The sequence below is a fragment of the Citrobacter sp. MGH100 genome, assembly GCF_001034465.1.
In the GTDB taxonomy this organism is placed as follows: Bacteria; Pseudomonadota; Gammaproteobacteria; order Enterobacterales; family Enterobacteriaceae; genus Citrobacter; species Citrobacter youngae.
This window is the reverse complement of record NZ_KQ089804.1, coordinates 75345-92510: the sequence shown is the minus strand read 5'-3', so window position 1 is coordinate 92510 and position 17166 is coordinate 75345. Positions and strand designations below refer to the sequence as shown.

Here is a 17166-nt window from a genome sequence, read left to right as displayed (position 1 = left end):
GCTCCTGGGGATTCATTCAATTGCCGCCTTCCTGCAATTTGAATTATTTAGGGGAAGTCGAAGCATTATGGGATTAGCAAACTCGATCCCTGCGTGGCCCGGCTTTCCAGTGCTTCATGGGCCCGTTGCGCGTCACTTAACGCAAATTTCTGACCCGGCGCGACATCCACTTTGATCACCCCGCTGGCAATCAGCGAGAACAGCTCATTGCTGGCTTCGGTTAATTCATGATGGTTGGTGATGTAACCCTGCAGAGAAGGGCGCGTGACATACAGGGAGCCTTTCTGATTCAGAATACCTAAGTTAACGCCGGTTACCGGCCCGGAGGCGTTGCCAAAGCTGACCATCAATCCCCGGCGTTGCAGGCAATCCAGCGAGGCTTCCCAGGTATCTTTCCCCACCGAGTCATACACCACCCGTACTTTTTTTCCGCCGGTTATCTCTTTCACTCGCTCAACTATGCTTTCTTCACGATAGTTAATGACCTGCCATGCGCCGGCCTGCTGCGCTATTTGTGCTTTTTGTGCACTGCCGACGGTGCCAATCAGCTTCGCGCCTAATGCTTTTGCCCACTGGCAGGCAATCATCCCGACGCCGCCCGCAGCCGCATGGAACAAAAACGGCTCATCAGGCTGAATTTCATAGGTTTTACGCAGCAGATAAAAAACGGTTAACCCTTTCAGGAATGAGGCTGCGGCTTGTTCAAATGAGATAGCGTTGGGTAGGATGGCGGCTTTATCGGCCGGAACGTTATGCACTGAGCTGTAGGCGCCAAGGGCAGACTGGGCGTACACCACGCGATCGCCAGCTTTAATGTGTGTCACTTTGCTGCCGACTTTGCTGACTACGCCGGCGGCTTCGGTTCCCAGACCGCTGGGCAGAGAAGGCGGTGGATAAAGACCACTGCGGATGTAAGTGTCGATATAGTTGATGCCAATCGCTTTGTTCTCGACCTGGATTTCGTTCTCTGCCGGATCTGCAGGCGTAAACTCGACGACCTGAAGCACTTCAGGACCACCATGCTTGTGAAATTCAATACGCGTTGCCATGCTTCCTCCAAAAGAAATGTGGTAATCTTTCGACCCAATCATTATCTCGGTAACTCCATTCACTATGGCAGGAAATAAACCCTTCAACAAACAACAGACTGATGCTCGTGAGCGCGATCCCCAGGTCGCCGGGCTGAAAGTACCGCCGCACTCGATTGAAGCGGAACAGTCGGTGTTGGGCGGTTTAATGCTGGATAACGAACGCTGGGACGATGTGGCCGAGCGCGTGGTGGCGGAAGATTTCTATACCCGACCGCACCGGCACATCTTCACGGAAATGCATCGACTGCAGGAGATGGGAAAACCTATCGACCTGATCACGCTCGCAGAATCGCTGGAGGTTCAGGGACAACTGGACAGCGTCGGCGGCTTTGCTTACCTGGCTGAGTTATCTAAAAACACGCCAAGTGCGGCGAACATTAGTGCTTATGCGGATATCGTCCGCGAACGCGCCGTTGTTCGTGACATGATTTCGGTGGCCCATGAAATTGCGGAAGCTGGTTTCGATCCGCAAGGGCGCTCCAGTGAAGACCTGCTGGATCTTGCGGAATCCCGCGTCTTTAAAATCGCCGAAAGCCGCGCCAATAAAGACGAAGGCCCGAAAAACATCACCGATGTGCTCGACGCCACCGTCGCGCGTATCGAGCAGTTGTTCCAGCAGCCGCACGACGGCGTCACCGGCGTAAACACCGGCTATGATGACCTCAACAAAAAGACCGCGGGTCTACAGCCGTCGGACTTGATTATCGTCGCCGCGCGTCCGTCGATGGGTAAAACGACATTTGCAATGAACCTCGTCGAAAATGCGGCGATGTTGCAGGATAAGCCGGTTCTTATCTTTAGTCTTGAAATGCCCTCAGAACAGATCATGATGCGTACCCTGGCCTCGCTGTCACGCGTAGACCAAACCAAAATCCGTACCGGTCAACTGGATGATGAAGACTGGGCACGAATTTCCGGAACAATGGGTATTTTGCTGGAGAAACGAAACATCTATATTGATGACTCCTCCGGCCTGACGCCAACGGAAGTGCGCTCGCGTGCCCGTCGTATCGCCCGTGAACATGGCGGTATCGGACTTATCATGATCGACTACCTGCAGCTGATGCGCGTGCCGTCGCTCTCCGACAACCGTACGCTGGAAATTGCAGAAATCTCCCGCTCGCTGAAGGCGTTAGCGAAAGAATTGCATGTGCCGGTGGTGGCGTTGTCGCAGCTTAACCGCTCTCTGGAACAACGCGCCGACAAGCGCCCGGTTAACTCGGATCTGCGTGAATCCGGCTCCATCGAACAGGATGCCGACTTAATCATGTTTATCTATCGTGATGAGGTTTATCACGAAAACAGTGACTTAAAAGGCATCGCCGAAATTATTATTGGTAAGCAGCGTAACGGTCCGATCGGTACGGTGCGCCTGACGTTTAACGGACAGTGGTCCCGCTTCGACAACTATGCCGGTCCTCAATATGATGATGAGTAATTTCTAAGGAATACAAATGCAAGCGGCAACTGTAGTCATTAACCGCCGCGCTCTGCGACACAACCTGCAACGTCTGCGTGAACTGGCTCCTGCCAGCAAACTGGTTGCGGTCGTGAAAGCGAACGCCTACGGCCATGGTCTGTTAGAGACCGCGCGAACGCTCCCCGATGCGGACGCTTTTGGTGTCGCTCGTCTTGAAGAAGCCCTGCGGTTGCGAGCGGGTGGGATCACGCAGCCCATCCTGCTGCTGGAGGGATTTTTTGATGCCTCCGATCTGCCGACTATTTCCGCGCAGCGTCTGCATACAGCCGTCCATAACCAGGAGCAGCTCGAAGCCCTGGAAGCCGCTAATCTGGTTGAACCCGTTACCGTCTGGATGAAGCTCGACACCGGTATGCACCGCCTGGGCGTACGCCCTGAGCAGGCCGAGGCGTTTTATCAGCGCCTAACTCAATGTGAAAATGTGCGCCAGCCGGTCAATATCGTCAGCCATTTTGCGCGCGCAGACGAACCTGAATGCGGCGCGACGGAAAAACAGCTCGATATCTTCAACAGCTTTTGCGAGGGCAAACCTGGGCAGCGTTCGATTGCCGCATCGGGCGGTATTCTGCTGTGGCCACAGTCTCACTTCGACTGGGCGCGTCCGGGACTGATTCTGTATGGTGTGTCGCCGCTGGAAAACCACTCTATCGGTGCTGATTTTGGCTGTCAGCCGGTGATGTCGCTGACCTCCAGCCTGATTGCGGTGCGTGAGCACAAAGCGGGCGAGCCGGTTGGCTATGGTGGTACCTGGTTGAGCGAGCGCGACACGCGTCTGGGCGTGGTGGCAATGGGCTATGGTGATGGTTATCCGCGCGCGGCGCCGTCCGGGACGCCGGTGCTGGTTAATGGCCGTGAAGTGCCGATCGTCGGTCGCGTTGCGATGGATATGATCTGCGTCGATTTAGGCCCCGAGGCGCAGGATAAAGCCGGCGATTCGGTGATTCTGTGGGGTGAGGGACTGCCCGTTGAACGCATTGCTGAAATGACGAAAGTAAGTGCTTACGAACTTATTACGCGCCTGACCTCAAGGGTGGCGATGAAGTATATCGATTAGCAGAATGATGTGCTGGACAGGCGGTTACGCCGCCTTCCGGCAATATTGCCCTCAACATCCTCTCGATCTTCTCCCGCTTCCGGTTTATTGTGTTCTTAACCCTTGCCTGTAAACCTGGAGAACCACACGTGTTTCAAAAAGTTGACGCCTACGCCGGCGACCCGATTTTATCGCTCATGGAGCGCTTCAAAGAAGATTCACGTAGCGACAAAGTGAACCTCAGCATAGGCCTGTATTACAACGAAGACGGAATTATTCCTCAGCTTAAAGCGGTGGCGGAAGCGGAAGCTCGACTTAATGCCAAACCGCATGGTGCTTCGCTGTATCTGCCGATGGAAGGTCTGAACACGTATCGTCATACTATTGCGCCGCTGCTGTTTGGCGCAGATCATCCGGTTCTCCAGCAGCAGCGCGTGGCAACCATTCAGACGCTGGGCGGCTCCGGCGCGCTAAAGGTTGGCGCAGACTTCCTGAAGCGCTATTTCCCTGATTCTGGCGTGTGGGTCAGCGATCCGACCTGGGAAAACCACATCGCGATTTTTGAAGGGGCGGGATTCGAAGTAAGTACTTACCCATGGTATGACAACGCGACTAATGGCGTGCGTTTCAACGATCTGCTGGCAGCGCTGAATACCTTACCGGCGCGTAGCATTGTGCTGCTGCATCCGTGCTGCCATAACCCCACGGGTGCGGATTTAACACCAGCACAGTGGGATGCGGTGATTGAGATCCTGAAAGCGCGCGACCTGATCCCGTTCCTCGACATTGCCTACCAGGGTTTTGGTGGCGGAATGGAAGATGATGCGTACGCCATCCGTGCGATTGCGAGTGCTGGTTTACCAACTCTGGTTAGCAACTCATTCTCCAAAATTTTCTCATTGTATGGCGAACGTGTTGGCGGGCTTTCTGTGGTGTGTGAAGACGCCGATGCTGCCAGCCGCGTTCTGGGGCAGCTAAAAGCGACGGTGCGCCGGAACTACTCCAGTCCGCCAAACTTTGGTGCGCAGGTGGTTGCCGCGGTACTGGGGGATGAAGAGCTGAAAGCGAGCTGGCTGGCGGAAGTTGAGGCAATGCGTACCCGCATTCTGGCGATGCGTCAGGAACTGGTTAACGTATTGAATGCGGAGATCCCGGGCCGTAACTTTGATTACCTGCTGCAACAGCGCGGTATGTTCAGCTATACCGGGCTCAGCGCCACTCAGGTCGATCGCCTGCGCGATGAGTTTGGTGTTTACCTGATAGCCAGCGGACGTATGTGCGTGGCCGGGTTGAATCACGGTAATGTGCAGCGCGTGGCGAAGGCATTTGCCGCCGTCATGTAATCGGCTTTGTGTGATGCCGGATGGCGCGTAAACGCCTTATCTGTCCTACAAGGATACATGGATTTTAGTTTGTAGGCCTGATAAGCGGAGCGCCATCAGGCGTACTTTCCTGTGTGATCATGCTCCTTTTCCTGGACAAAACCAGAGAAAATCCTTCCTTTCCCTTCCCCCAGGGGGTAAGGTCAGATAGTTTTTTGACCAGTTGTTAAATAAAAAATCATAACTAACTGACTACTTAGGGAAAAATATGCGCAAGTTTACCCTGGCACTGAGTGCCGTTTGTTTATTGTTCACGTTAAATCAGCCCGCTCAGGCGTTAGTTTCCTCTCCTTCTCAGCTTAATCCGGGCACCAACGTTGCAAAACTCGCTGAGCAGGCCCCCATTCACTGGGTCTCCGTGGCACAAATCGAAAACAGCCTGACCGGACGCCCGCCGATGGCCGTTGGCTTTGATATCGATGATACGGTTCTCTTTTCCAGCCCGGGCTTCTGGCGCGGTAAAAAAACGTATTCCCCGGACAGTGAGGATTACCTGAAGAATCCGGCCTTCTGGGAAAAAATGAACAATGGCTGGGATGAATTCAGTATTCCGAAAGAAGTGGCGCGTCAGTTGATTGATATGCATGTGCGTCGTGGCGACAGCATCTTTTTCGTGACCGGGCGTAGTCAGACGAAGACCGAAACGGTATCGAAAACGCTGGCCGATAACTTTCACATTCCGGCCGGCAATATGAATCCGGTCATTTTTGCCGGTGATAAACCCGGTCAGAACACCAAAACGCAGTGGTTGCAGGATAAAAGCATCCGCATGTTCTACGGTGACTCCGACAATGACATCACCGCCGCTCGCGACGTAGGAATCCGCGGTATCCGTATTTTACGCGCCTCTAACTCTACCTATAAACCGCTGCCGCAGGCTGGCGCGTTTGGTGAAGAGGTGATCGTCAACTCGGAGTATTGAGAATACGAAATGCTGCTTTTTTAAACAAATTTACGCTGCTGGCTTTTACCTTTTGCGGACTTGCTGCACACTGAATAAAAGATGTTCTCATTAGGCAATATGCTGGTAAGGGGAATAAAGATGACGAATTCGGAGTTGCTGCAATACTGCATGGCAAAAACGGGTGCGGAGCAGAGCGTGCATAGTGACTGGAAAGCCACGCAAATCAAAGTTGAAGATGTACTTTTTGCCATGGTCAAAGAGGTCGAAGGTCGCCCGGCGGTCTCTCTGAAAACCAGCCCTGAACTGGCAGAATTGCTGCGTCAGCAACATAAAGACGTGCGACCCAGCCGCCATCTCAATAAAGCGCACTGGAGCACGGTGTATCTTGACGGCTCGCTGCCAGGTTCACAGATTTATTATCTGGTGGACGCGTCTTACCAGCAGGCCATAAACACCTTGCCGGAAGATAAACGCAGGTTGCTGGTGCAGCCTTGATCCGTTTTGCCGGATGGCGTCGCTAGCGACTTATCCGGCCTACAGGGTATGTGCCCGTAGGCCTGATAAGGGCAGGATTACAACAGCGGCTTGAGGAAACGTGCCGTGTGTGAGACTTCACATTCAGCGACCGTCTCCGGTGTGCCGGAGACTAAAATTTCCCCGCCGCCGCTGCCGCCTTCCGGACCGAGATCGACAATCCAGTCTGCGGTTTTAATCACGTCCAGATTGTGCTCAATCACCACGATGGTGTTGCCCTGATCCCGGAGCTGATGCAGCACGTCCAGCAGTTGCTGAATATCCGCAAAATGCAGACCGGTGGTCGGCTCATCGAGAATATACAGCGTTTGCCCGGTACCGCGTTTTGACAACTCACGCGCCAGCTTCACGCGCTGCGCCTCACCGCCTGAGAGGGTCGTTGCGGACTGCCCCAGACGGATGTACGTCAGACCAACGTCCATTAGTGTTTGCAGCTTACGCGCCAGCGCCGGAACGGCATCGAAGAACTCACGGGCTTCTTCAATCGTCATATCCAGCACTTCGTGGATAGTCTTGCCCTTGTACTTAATCTCCAGCGTTTCGCGGTTATAGCGCTTACCTTTGCACTGATCGCACGGCACGTAGATATCCGGCAGGAAATGCATTTCGACTTTGATCACGCCGTCGCCCTGACAGGCTTCACAGCGTCCACCACGGACGTTAAAGCTGAAACGGCCTGGCGTGTAACCGCGCGCACGTGACTCCGGCACGCCGGCAAACAGTTCGCGCACTGGCGTAAACACGCCGGTGTAGGTTGCCGGGTTAGAGCGCGGCGTACGGCCAATCGGGCTTTGGTCAATATCGATGACTTTGTCGAAATGTTCCAGACCCTGAACATAGCGATACGGCGCAGGTTCCGCCAGCGTCGCACCGTTCAGCGCCGTCTGCGCAATTGGGAACAGCGTATCGTTGATCAGCGTCGATTTACCTGAGCCGGAAACCCCGGTAATGCAGGTAAATAAACCAACCGGCAGCGTCAGAGTGACATCTTTCAGGTTGTTACCGCGTGCGCCGGTGAGCTTCAGCACTTTTTCCGGGTCAGCCGCCACGCGCTGTTTCGGTACTTCAATTTTGCGCTTACCGCTCATGTACTGGCCGGTTAGCGACTCAGGCACCGCCATGATATCTTTTAGCGTTCCTTCAGCAACCACCTGGCCGCCGTGAACGCCCGCGCCGGGGCCGATGTCGATAACGTGGTCAGCGGCGCGAATCGCATCTTCATCGTGCTCGACCACAATCACGGTATTACCCAGGTTACGCAGGTGGATAAGCGTACCCAGCAGACGTTCGTTATCGCGCTGATGCAGACCGATAGACGGTTCATCCAGCACGTACATTACACCGACCAGACCCGCGCCGATCTGGCTTGCCAGGCGAATACGCTGAGCTTCGCCGCCGGAGAGCGTTTCCGCTGAACGCGACAGCGTCAGGTAGTTGAGGCCGACGTTGACCAGGAACTTCAGACGATCGCCAATCTCTTTAAGGATTTTCTCGGCAATCTTCGCCCGCTGACCTGCAAGCTTCAGGTTGTTGAAGAAATCCATCGCATGACCGATGCTCATGTCGGAAATCGCGGGCAGTGGCGTATTTTCGACAAATACGTGGCGGGCTTCCCGGCGTAAACGCGTCCCTTCACAGCTGGCGCACGGTCGGTTACTGATGAATTTGGCTAATTCTTCGCGTACCGCACTGGATTCCGTCTCTTTATAACGGCGCTCCATATTGTGCAGCACACCTTCAAACGGGTGACGACGTACGGACGTATCGCCGCGATCGTTCATGTATTTGAATTCGATATTTTCTTTACCCGAACCGTACAGCACCACTTTATGCACGGTAGGGTTCAGGCTGGCCCATGGGGCTTCGACATCGAACTTATAGTGTTCCGCCAGCGACTTAAGCATCTGGAAATAATAGAAGTTACGGCGATCCCAACCGCGGATGGCGCCACCGGCCAGCGACAGTTCCGGGTTTTGAATCACCCGGTCAGGATCGAAATACTGCTGCACGCCGAGACCATCACAGGTTGGGCATGCACCTGCCGGGTTGTTGAACGAGAACAGGCGGGGTTCCAGTTCGCGCATGCTGTAGCCGCAAATCGGGCAGGCGAAGTTGGCGGAGAACAGCAGCTCTTCCGCTTTCGGGTCGTCCATATCGGCGACCACCGCCGTACCACCGGACAGTTCCAGCGCGGTTTCAAAGGATTCAGCCAGTCGTTGGGTGAGATCGTCACGGACTTTAAAGCGGTCAATCACCACTTCGATGGTGTGTTTCTTTTGCAGCTCAAGCTTGGGCGGATCGGAAAGGTCACACACTTCGCCGTCGATACGGGCGCGGATATAGCCCTGGCCCGCCAGGTTTTCCAGCGTTTTGGTGTGCTCGCCTTTACGCTCCTTAATTACCGGCGCCAGCAGCATCAGACGTTTGCCTTCCGGCTGCGACAGGACGTTGTCCACCATCTGGCTAACGGTCTGCGCTGCCAGGGGAACGTCGTGATCCGGGCAGCGCGGCTCGCCAACGCGGGCAAACAGCAGACGCAGATAGTCGTGAATTTCGGTAATTGTACCTACCGTGGATCGCGGGTTATGGGACGTCGATTTTTGTTCAATTGAGATGGCAGGAGAGAGCCCCTCAATGTGGTCGACGTCCGGTTTTTCCATCAGCGACAGAAATTGACGCGCGTACGCGGAAAGGGATTCAACGTAACGACGCTGCCCTTCGGCATATAGGGTGTCGAAAGCGAGCGAAGATTTGCCTGAGCCCGAAAGCCCGGTGACGACAATCAGCTTGTCGCGCGGGATGACGAGGTTGATGTTTTTGAGATTATGGGTGCGGGCGCCCCGAACTTCGATCTTATCCATTCATCTTTCCCGGATTAAACGCTTTTTTGCCTGGCTGCATGGTGCTACCGGCGATCACAAACGGTTAATTATGACACAACCTGACCTGAATGGATATACAGTATTGGAATGCAAAACGCATGTTCCTGTGCAACAATGTCTGGCGGAGGTTGTTTACTGGAATCAACTTCGCAACGTAGTAAAAGCGCTATTGGAAATGCTACAATCCCGCGCTTACACTTATTCAGTAACGTTTTTCAGGAGACACGATCATGGCCAGCAGAGGCGTAAACAAGGTGATTCTCGTCGGTAATCTGGGCCAGGACCCGGAAGTACGCTATATGCCGAATGGTGGCGCAGTTGCCAACATTACGCTGGCTACTTCCGAATCCTGGCGTGATAAAGCGACCGGCGAAATGAAAGAGCAGACTGAATGGCACCGTGTTGTGCTGTTCGGCAAACTGGCGGAAGTCGCCAGCGAATATCTGCGTAAAGGTTCTCAGGTCTATATTGAAGGCCAACTGCGTACCCGCAAATGGACCGATCAATCCGGCGTAGAAAAATACACCACTGAAGTCGTTGTTAACGTTGGCGGCACCATGCAAATGCTGGGTGGTCGTCAGGGCGGCGGCGCGCCGGCAGGTGGTGGTCAGCAGCAGGGTGGTTGGGGTCAGCCTCAGCAGCCGCAGGGCGGCAACCAGTTCAGCGGCGGCGCACAGTCTCGTCCGCAGCAGTCCGCTCCGGCAGCGCCGTCTAACGAACCGCCGATGGACTTCGACGACGATATTCCGTTCTAATTCCTCTGCTTTATTTCGTAAATCAGGGTTGCCCCAGCGTCGGGGTAACCCCATTCCTTTCTGTTATCAATTCAACACCATTGGCCAGTCTGGCGGAGTATGGCTCATCACGTCGAGCATCACAGATTCGATGTTATTCCAGATAGTGGATACATCTACCAGGGTGATACCGAGTAATCCGGTTGCAAACCAGCAGGCAAAAACAAGCCCTAAACCGCTGCTGATAACGGCCAGTCCAACATAATCTGATTTACGAAAACGAATATTGAGCGTACTGGCTAAAAACATCAGTACTGCGCTGAGCAGTTGCCACCGCAGAAGAACTACGCCAGTTGTTATTGTTGCCATGAAAAACGTCCTCAGAAAGTCTTGATGCCCAGGACAGCGCGGGGTTATTCACAGAGGGTGTGGTACTCTGGCTATCGACGGGCAATAACATGAATGAAACAATGTTTCTGTTACATTATTTCTGTGAACTATATCACATTTGCTCGTTTGTTCACCAGTATCTGACGTTATTTTTGCCGGTTTTTATCCATGTTAATTGTATGGTTATCTTGATTCATAAACGAATAATAAATTATGCGTTATGTAAGATGCATTCATGTTACTTGTTTTCTTTATCCGAAATTAATCGTTAAAAAAGTTAATGTGTTTTATACGTGCCGCCAGTATAACGCGTGTAAAACATTACTCTTTCTTGATAATGATGTTGCAAAATAAGCGTAACTTTAAGTTTGCCTTACGGGAAAATAATATCATCATCCACTATTATCAGACTTTTACATAGAGACGTCTGTTGATAATGTTGATAGATTCATGCAACTTAACCAGTTGGTGTTTATAGCATCCTGCCTTGATGGGTACTGGCATATACGAAACAGGGAAATAGGGCTGACATGAATCTCAGTGCGCAAAGCAAGATGCTGAAGCTCCTCGGCACGCTCACGGTGGTATTGCTCCCCGTGGTGCTGGCGCTATGGTTTGCTCATATCCGGGCGACGTCCGAAACCCGCACTCAACTCCACTCATTTGCTCAACTGGTGTTAAATAAAACGGAACTGGTGATCCAGCAAGCTGATTTAGCGCGTGATATGGCTCAGCTGTATCAGGGTAAGATGTGTACCCCTGCCCATCAGAAAAGTATGCTGAATATTATTCGCGGGCGTTTATATATCAGCGAGCTAATTTATGCACAAGATGATCGTTTTTTGTGCTCTACGTCGATGGCACCGTCAGTTCCCTATATTATGCCAACCGCTGACTATAAACGTACGCCGGACGTTTCGATCTATTACTATCGCGATACGCCTTTTTTCTCTGGCTACAACATGACGTATATGCAAAGAGGAAACTACGTCGTTGTCATTAACCCATTATCTTACAGCGAAGTCATGTCAGATGACCCTGGCCTATTGTGGGGCGTCTATGACACGATAACGGATACTTTCTTCTCCGCCAGCAATCAGGCGCATGTTAAGCAATTTCTGCCGCTGGTGCGCGGTAAAGCCTCTACCTTCCAACTGGACGATCGGTTCTATACCATCGTTCGTTCTGAGAAGCGCCCGATCGCGATTATTGTTTCGACGACCCGCGATCGCGTCCATCAAAATTTCTATCACGAAGCCGCACTCACGATCCCCTTTGGGGTGATCTGCAGCATTCTGATGTTGTTGATGTGGTGGCGTACACGCCAGCAGTACCATTCCCCTCGTCGTTTGTTAAGGCGTGCGCTGGAAAAACGCCAGCTACGCCTGCATTACCAGCCGATCATCGATATCAAGAATGGTCAATGTGTGGGGGCCGAGGCGCTGATGCGTTGGCCAGGTTGCAAAGGCGAGGTCATGAGCCCGACGGAATTTATTCCGCTGGCTGAAAAAGAAGGCATGATTGAAAGTATCACGGATTACGTGGTCGAAGAAGTGTTCAATGATTTAGGGTATTTTCTTTCAGCGCATCCCCAGATTTATATCTCAATTAACCTCTCAGCTTCTGATTTCCATTCATCCCGACTGATTGCCCTGATCGCTGAGAAAGCGCGTGATTACTCAGTCGCTGCCCAGCAAATTAAAGTCGAAGTGACGGAGCGTGGATTTATTGATGTGCATAAAATGACCCCGGTAATCCAGGCATTCCGTCAGGCCGGTTATGAAGTGGCATTTGATGATTTTGGGACGGGATATTCCAATCTGCACAATCTGGCGGCACTGAACGTGGATATCCTGAAGATTGATAAATCTTTTATTAGTACGCTGGCGACCAACAGTACCAGCCACCTGATTGCCGAACATATCATCGAAATGGCGCAAAGCTTACATCTGAAGACAATTGCTGAAGGGGTGGAAACGGCAGATCAAATGGAATGGCTGCTTGAACGTGGCGTTCAGTATTGTCAGGGGTGGTATTTTGCGAAAGCGTTACCGCCGCAGGAGTTTATGCTCTGGCTACAGCGCTCGCCCGCCATACTGACGCAGAGCGGGCAATAATCCTACAGGCGATGACGGTAGTCGCTGGGTGTACGATCAAACTCGCGGCGGAACACGCGTGAGAACGTTTGTTGCGACACATAGCCGAGATCCATCGCAATATCGAAAATAGGTCGTTCGGTCGTCCGTAGTTCCACGGCGGCTAACAAAAGTCGGCGCTGGCGGATATAGTCACCCAACGTCTGACGCATCACCGTGCGGAACATCCTCTGTAAATACCACTTCGAGTAACCTGATTTTTTCGCCACCGCCTCAATGTTCAGCGGTTGATCGATATGTTCATCAATCCATTCAATAAGGGTCTGAATTATCTGCTGATGGGACATAGGGCTGCCTCTTTCTCAGTATTCGATTCGTCGTTTTGTCTGTGGGCGAGTATAATTCCTCAAGTTAACTTGAGGTAAAGCGATTTATGGAAAAGAAATTACCCCGGATAAAAGCGCTGCTCACGCCAGGTGAAGTCGCAAAACGTAGCGGTGTCGCGGTATCAACTCTGCACTTCTATGAAAGCAAAGGGTTAATCAGCAGCATGCGCAACAGCGGCAATCAGCGTCGATACAAACGTGATGTGTTGCGTTATGTCGCGATTATCAAGATTGCCCAGCGTATCGGTATACCACTGGCAACGATTGGCGACGCGCTAGGGGTATTACCCGAAGGACATTCGCTCAGCGCCAAAGAGTGGAAACAGCTCTCGTCGCAATGGCGTGAAGAACTGGACCGGCGTATTCATACCCTGGTGGCGTTGCGTGATGAACTGGATGGATGCATTGGTTGCGGTTGTTTGTCGCGCAGCGATTGCCCGTTGCGTAACCCAGGCGATCAACTGGGCGAGCAAGGAACTGGGGCGCGCCTGCTGGAAGATGATTGATGGGTTTAAATACGGGTATAAAACTAAAGCGCCACAGAGGGCGCTTTAGTTTGGTTCCGGTCTTCGTCTTTCACTCTATCCCGCTGGTTCACGGGAGGGTTTCCCCCGACATCAACACCCCTCAGTCGAGCACATTAGGGGAGGTTCCGGCTTGTGTTGATAAGGTAAGTGTATGCCACCCCCGTCTATTTGCTAGTCGATTGATGGTTTTTTAGCCGAAAAATTTTCCGCATCTTCATTCGTTTTTTTGCGCGAATTAACGTGAAAGATTACCGCTGGGGTTGTAATAACTGCGCGAAATTTGTTGCCAGATTGCGCATTGACGATAACGTTTGCGCATCGACTGGCTATTTCTTGTGCGTTATAAGAAGAAATGAGTAAAAAGCGGCAAAGTTCAGTTGAAAACCAGTACATGATCGCTAGATAATCGTTTGCTTTTTTTTACCACCCGTTTTTATGCGCGGAGCTAAACGTTTGCTTTTTTGCGACACCCCTACTGACGCAAACCTGGCACAGGGAGAAAACGTTAAGCAGGCAGCGGATTGTCCAGCACGCATAATGACGAAAAATAAACTCTCAGGGGATGTTTTCTATGTCTACGCCTTCAGCGCGTACCGGCGGTTCACTCGACGCCTGGTTTAAAATTTCGCACCGTGGCAGTACCGTTCGACAGGAAGTCGTTGCCGGATTAACGACGTTTCTGGCGATGGTCTACTCTGTTATCGTGGTTCCAGGAATGCTGGGTAAAGCCGGTTTCCCGCCAGCCGCTGTATTTGTGGCAACCTGCCTGGTAGCCGGTGTCGGCTCTATTGTGATGGGCCTGTGGGCAAACCTGCCGCTGGCGATTGGTTGCGCCATTTCTTTGACGGCGTTTACCGCATTCAGCCTGGTGCTGGGGCAGCATATTAGCGTGCCTGTTGCGTTGGGCGCGGTGTTTCTGATGGGTGTTCTGTTTACCATCATTTCCGCGACAGGTATTCGTAGCTGGATCCTGCGCAATCTGCCACAGGGCGTTGCGCACGGTACGGGTATTGGTATCGGCCTGTTCCTGCTGCTGATTGCGGCAAACGGTGTTGGTCTGGTCATTAAGAACCCGCTGGATGGCCTGCCGGTTGCGCTGGGTGACTTCGACACCTTCCCGGTCATTATGTCGCTGATTGGTCTGGCGGTGATTATCGGCCTCGAAAAACTGAAAGTACCGGGTGGCATCCTGCTGACCATTATTGGTATTTCCGTCGTTGGCCTGATTTTCGATCCGGCCGTGCATTTCTCCGGTATTTTTGCCATGCCGTCTCTGAGCGACGAAAACGGCAACTCGCTGATCGGCAGCCTGGACATTATGGGCGCACTGAACCCTGTCGTTCTGCCGAGCGTGCTGGCGCTGGTCATGACCGCCGTCTTCGATGCGACCGGAACCATCCGCGCGGTTGCGGGCCAGGCGAATCTGCTGGATAAAGACGGTCAGATTATCGATGGCGGCAAAGCGTTAACGACTGACTCCCTGAGCAGCGTGTTCTCTGGCCTGGTGGGCGCTGCTCCGGCGGCGGTTTACATTGAATCTGCAGCGGGTACCGCGGCAGGGGGTAAAACCGGTCTGACGGCGATCACCGTAGGTGTTCTGTTCCTGCTGATCCTGTTCCTTTCTCCGCTCTCTTACCTTGTTCCTGCTTACGCAACGGCACCGGCGCTGATGTATGTTGGTTTGCTGATGCTGAGCAACGTGGCGAAAATCGATTTTACCGACTTCGTCGAAGCGATGGCGGGACTGATTACCGCTGTCTTTATCGTGCTGACCTGTAATATCGTGACCGGCATTATGATCGGTTTTGCCACTCTGGTTATTGGCCGTATTGTTTCCGGCGAATGGCGAAAACTGAATATCGGAACGGTGGTGATTGCCGTGGCGCTGGTTGCATTCTATGCAGGCGGTTGGGCTATTTAATTCCGATACGCTCTTGATCCTGAAAACGGGTGGCTTTTGCCGCCCGTTTTTATTTTCAGAACACACTCGTTGTCTTTTGCGTTACTCTCGAGTAGATAGAATTGAGGCACGACGCCTCTCACCACTAATCATAAGAAACATCGCAAACAGGGAACGCATGGAAATCTTTTTCACCATACTCATCATGACCCTTGTGGTCTCGCTGTCGGGGGTATTTACTCGCGTATTGCCCTTCCAACTCCCTTTACCCCTTATGCAGATCGCCATCGGCGCCTTGCTGGCGTGGCCGACGTTTGGTTTGCATGTGGAATTCGATCCTGAGCTGTTTTTGGTGCTGTTCATCCCGCCGCTGCTGTTTGCCGATGGCTGGAAGACGCCAACGCGTGAGTTTCTGGAGCACGGACGAGAGATCTTCGGTCTGGCACTGGCGCTCGTACTGGTTACGGTGGTCGGCATTGGTTTTATGATTTATTGGCTGGTCCCGGGGATTCCGCTGATCCCCGCTTTTGCGCTGGCCGCAGTGTTATCGCCAACCGATGCCGTTGCCCTTTCTGGCATTGTAGGTGAGGGGCGTATACCGAAGAAAATCATGGGCATCCTGCAGGGCGAAGCGTTGATGAACGATGCGTCTGGCCTGGTATCGCTGAAATTTGCTGTGGCCGTGGCAATGGGAACGATGGTGTTTACCGTTGGTGGTGCGACGGTTGAGTTCTTTAAGGTAGCGATTGGCGGCATCCTGGCGGGTTTTGTCGTCAGCTGGTTGTATGGACGCTCTCTGCGCTTTCTTAGCCGCTGGGGCGGCGATGAGCCGGCAACGCAAATTGTTCTGCTGTTCCTGCTGCCGTTTGCTTCTTACCTGATTGCCGAACACATTGGTGTTTCCGGGATCCTCGCGGCGGTCGCAGCCGGGATGACGATAACCCGTTCAGGCGTAATGCGTCGTGCGCCATTGGCGATGCGCTTACGTGCTAACAGCACCTGGGCAATGCTGGAGTTCGTCTTTAACGGCATGGTCTTCCTGCTGTTAGGGCTGCAATTACCGGGGATTCTGGAGTCCTCTCTGGTGGCAGCAGAAGCCGATCCGAACGTTGAAACCTGGATGCTGTTTACCGATATCGTGCTGATTTACGTAGCGCTGATGCTGGTGCGTTTTGGCTGGCTGTGGACGATGAAAAAATTCAGTCTGCGCTTCCTGAAGAAAAAGCCGATGGAGTTTGGCTCATGGACAACGCGTGAAATCCTGATCGCCTCCTTTGCGGGGGTTCGCGGGGCGATTACGCTTGCCGGTGTGCTCTCCATCCCGCTGCTGTTGCCGGATGGTAGCGGCTTCCCGGCGCGCTACGAGCTAGTATTCCTTGCCGCGGGCGTGATCCTGTTCTCTCTGTTTGTCGGTGTAGTGATGCTACCGATTCTGCTGCAACACCTGGAAGTGGCAGATCACTCGCAGCAACTGAAAGAAGAGCGGATAGCCCGCGCTGCGACGGCGGAAGTCGCGATTGTTGCTATCCAGAAAATGGAAGAGCGTCTGGCGGCGGACAGCGAAGAGAATATTGATAATCAACTGCTGACCGAAGTGAGCTCTCGTGTAATCGGTAACCTGCGCCGTCGCGTCGATGGACGTAACGATGTGGAAAGCTCATTACAGGAAGAGAACCTCGAGCGACGTTTCCGCCTGGCGGCATTGCGTTCAGAACGTGCAGAGCTTTATCACCTGCGCGCCACGCGCGAAATCAGCAATGAAACGCTGCAGAAACTGTTGCACGATCTGGACTTGCTGGAAGCGTTGCTGATCGAGAACCAATAAAC

The 17166-nt window shown here is 53.0% G+C and carries 14 protein-coding genes; 10 read left to right on the top strand and 4 right to left on the bottom strand.

What is annotated here, in order from left to right:
* Positions 1 to 65: 65 nt before the first annotated feature.
* Positions 66 to 1049, bottom strand: a complete 984-nt coding sequence (locus tag SK32_RS22490; RefSeq protein ID WP_048213969.1) for a quinone oxidoreductase — start codon at positions 1047 to 1049, stop codon at positions 66 to 68.
* Between the two features lie 64 nt (positions 1050 to 1113).
* Between SK32_RS22490 and dnaB the strand changes: the two genes are divergently transcribed.
* The 5 genes from dnaB (at position 1114) to SK32_RS22465 (ending at position 6385) form a co-directional block, all read left to right on the top strand.
* A complete protein-coding gene (gene dnaB, locus SK32_RS22485; RefSeq protein WP_005132645.1) occupies positions 1114 to 2529 on the top strand; it encodes a replicative DNA helicase in 1416 nt (471 codons plus the stop codon).
* A gap of 16 nt (positions 2530 to 2545) precedes the next feature.
* A complete protein-coding gene (alr, locus tag SK32_RS22480; protein ID WP_003844721.1) occupies positions 2546 to 3625 on the top strand; it encodes an alanine racemase in 1080 nt (359 codons plus the stop codon).
* Between the two features lie 128 nt (positions 3626 to 3753).
* Complete coding sequence (tyrB, locus tag SK32_RS22475) at positions 3754 to 4947, top strand: aromatic amino acid transaminase (protein ID WP_048213925.1); 1194 nt, start codon at positions 3754 to 3756, stop codon at positions 4945 to 4947.
* Between the two features lie 247 nt (positions 4948 to 5194).
* Complete coding sequence (gene aphA / locus SK32_RS22470) at positions 5195 to 5908, top strand: acid phosphatase AphA (protein ID WP_048213924.1); 714 nt, start codon at positions 5195 to 5197, stop codon at positions 5906 to 5908.
* Positions 5909 to 6028: 120 nt separating this feature from the next.
* Positions 6029 to 6385: an MmcQ/YjbR family DNA-binding protein gene (locus SK32_RS22465; protein WP_048213923.1), complete on the top strand. Its 357-nt coding sequence runs from the start codon at positions 6029 to 6031 to the stop codon at positions 6383 to 6385.
* A 77-nt stretch (positions 6386 to 6462) separates the two neighbouring features.
* On the opposite strand, the gene uvrA is transcribed toward SK32_RS22465, so the two are convergent.
* A complete protein-coding gene (gene uvrA / locus SK32_RS22460) occupies positions 6463 to 9285 on the bottom strand; it encodes an excinuclease ABC subunit UvrA (protein ID WP_048213922.1) in 2823 nt (940 codons plus the stop codon).
* Positions 9286 to 9536: 251 nt separating this feature from the next.
* On the opposite strand from uvrA, the gene ssb1 reads away from it, so the two are divergent.
* Entirely contained in the window at positions 9537 to 10061 is a 525-nt protein-coding gene (gene ssb1, locus SK32_RS22455; RefSeq protein WP_003826621.1) for a single-stranded DNA-binding protein SSB1, read from the top strand.
* A gap of 66 nt (positions 10062 to 10127) precedes the next feature.
* Here the strand turns inward: ssb1 and SK32_RS22450 are convergent, their stop codons facing one another.
* The gene (locus SK32_RS22450) at positions 10128 to 10409 is read right to left on the bottom strand and encodes a YjcB family protein (RefSeq protein ID WP_048213921.1); all 282 of its coding nucleotides are present in this window, start codon (positions 10407 to 10409) and stop codon (positions 10128 to 10130) included.
* 551 nt (positions 10410 to 10960) lie between these two features.
* On the opposite strand from SK32_RS22450, the gene SK32_RS22445 reads away from it, so the two are divergent.
* Complete coding sequence (locus SK32_RS22445; RefSeq protein ID WP_048213920.1) at positions 10961 to 12547, top strand: EAL domain-containing protein; 1587 nt, start codon at positions 10961 to 10963, stop codon at positions 12545 to 12547.
* Positions 12548 to 12549: 2 nt separating this feature from the next.
* On the opposite strand, the gene soxS is transcribed toward SK32_RS22445, so the two are convergent.
* Positions 12550 to 12873 (bottom strand): superoxide response transcriptional regulator SoxS, encoded by a 324-nt coding sequence (gene soxS, locus SK32_RS22440; RefSeq protein ID WP_005132611.1) that lies wholly within the window; start codon positions 12871 to 12873, stop codon positions 12550 to 12552.
* Positions 12874 to 12959: 86 nt separating this feature from the next.
* On the opposite strand from soxS, the gene soxR reads away from it, so the two are divergent.
* The 3 genes from soxR to SK32_RS22420 all read left to right on the top strand — a co-directional run bounded on the left by soxR (position 12960) and on the right by SK32_RS22420 (position 17164).
* Positions 12960 to 13418: a redox-sensitive transcriptional activator SoxR gene (gene soxR / locus SK32_RS22435; RefSeq protein WP_003826630.1), complete on the top strand. Its 459-nt coding sequence runs from the start codon at positions 12960 to 12962 to the stop codon at positions 13416 to 13418.
* Positions 13419 to 14010: 592 nt separating this feature from the next.
* On the top strand, positions 14011 to 15360 hold the full coding sequence (gene ghxP / locus SK32_RS22425) for a guanine/hypoxanthine transporter GhxP (protein ID WP_048213918.1): 1350 nt from the start codon (positions 14011 to 14013) through the stop codon (positions 15358 to 15360).
* A gap of 157 nt (positions 15361 to 15517) precedes the next feature.
* A complete protein-coding gene (locus SK32_RS22420) occupies positions 15518 to 17164 on the top strand; it encodes a Na+/H+ antiporter (protein WP_040229801.1) in 1647 nt (548 codons plus the stop codon).
* Positions 17165 to 17166 lie beyond the last annotated feature (2 nt).

What these genes read in the sequence shown, in the direction of transcription:
- SK32_RS22490 (WP_048213969.1), bottom strand. Translation starts at nt 1,049, where the DNA reads ATGGCAACGCGTATTGAATTTCACAAGCATGGTGGTCCTGAAGTGCTT.
- dnaB (WP_005132645.1), top strand. Translation starts at nt 1,114, where the DNA reads ATGGCAGGAAATAAACCCTTCAACAAACAACAGACTGATGCTCGTGAG.
- alr (WP_003844721.1), top strand. Translation starts at nt 2,546, where the DNA reads ATGCAAGCGGCAACTGTAGTCATTAACCGCCGCGCTCTGCGACACAAC.
- aphA (WP_048213924.1), top strand. Translation starts at nt 5,195, where the DNA reads ATGCGCAAGTTTACCCTGGCACTGAGTGCCGTTTGTTTATTGTTCACG.
- SK32_RS22465 (WP_048213923.1), top strand. Translation starts at nt 6,029, where the DNA reads ATGACGAATTCGGAGTTGCTGCAATACTGCATGGCAAAAACGGGTGCG.
- uvrA (WP_048213922.1), bottom strand. Translation starts at nt 9,285, where the DNA reads ATGGATAAGATCGAAGTTCGGGGCGCCCGCACCCATAATCTCAAAAAC.
- ssb1 (WP_003826621.1), top strand. Translation starts at nt 9,537, where the DNA reads ATGGCCAGCAGAGGCGTAAACAAGGTGATTCTCGTCGGTAATCTGGGC.
- SK32_RS22450 (WP_048213921.1), bottom strand. Translation starts at nt 10,409, where the DNA reads ATGGCAACAATAACAACTGGCGTAGTTCTTCTGCGGTGGCAACTGCTC.
- SK32_RS22445 (WP_048213920.1), top strand. Translation starts at nt 10,961, where the DNA reads ATGAATCTCAGTGCGCAAAGCAAGATGCTGAAGCTCCTCGGCACGCTC.
- soxS (WP_005132611.1), bottom strand. Translation starts at nt 12,873, where the DNA reads ATGTCCCATCAGCAGATAATTCAGACCCTTATTGAATGGATTGATGAA.
- soxR (WP_003826630.1), top strand. Translation starts at nt 12,960, where the DNA reads ATGGAAAAGAAATTACCCCGGATAAAAGCGCTGCTCACGCCAGGTGAA.
- ghxP (WP_048213918.1), top strand. Translation starts at nt 14,011, where the DNA reads ATGTCTACGCCTTCAGCGCGTACCGGCGGTTCACTCGACGCCTGGTTT.
- SK32_RS22420 (WP_040229801.1), top strand. Translation starts at nt 15,518, where the DNA reads ATGGAAATCTTTTTCACCATACTCATCATGACCCTTGTGGTCTCGCTG.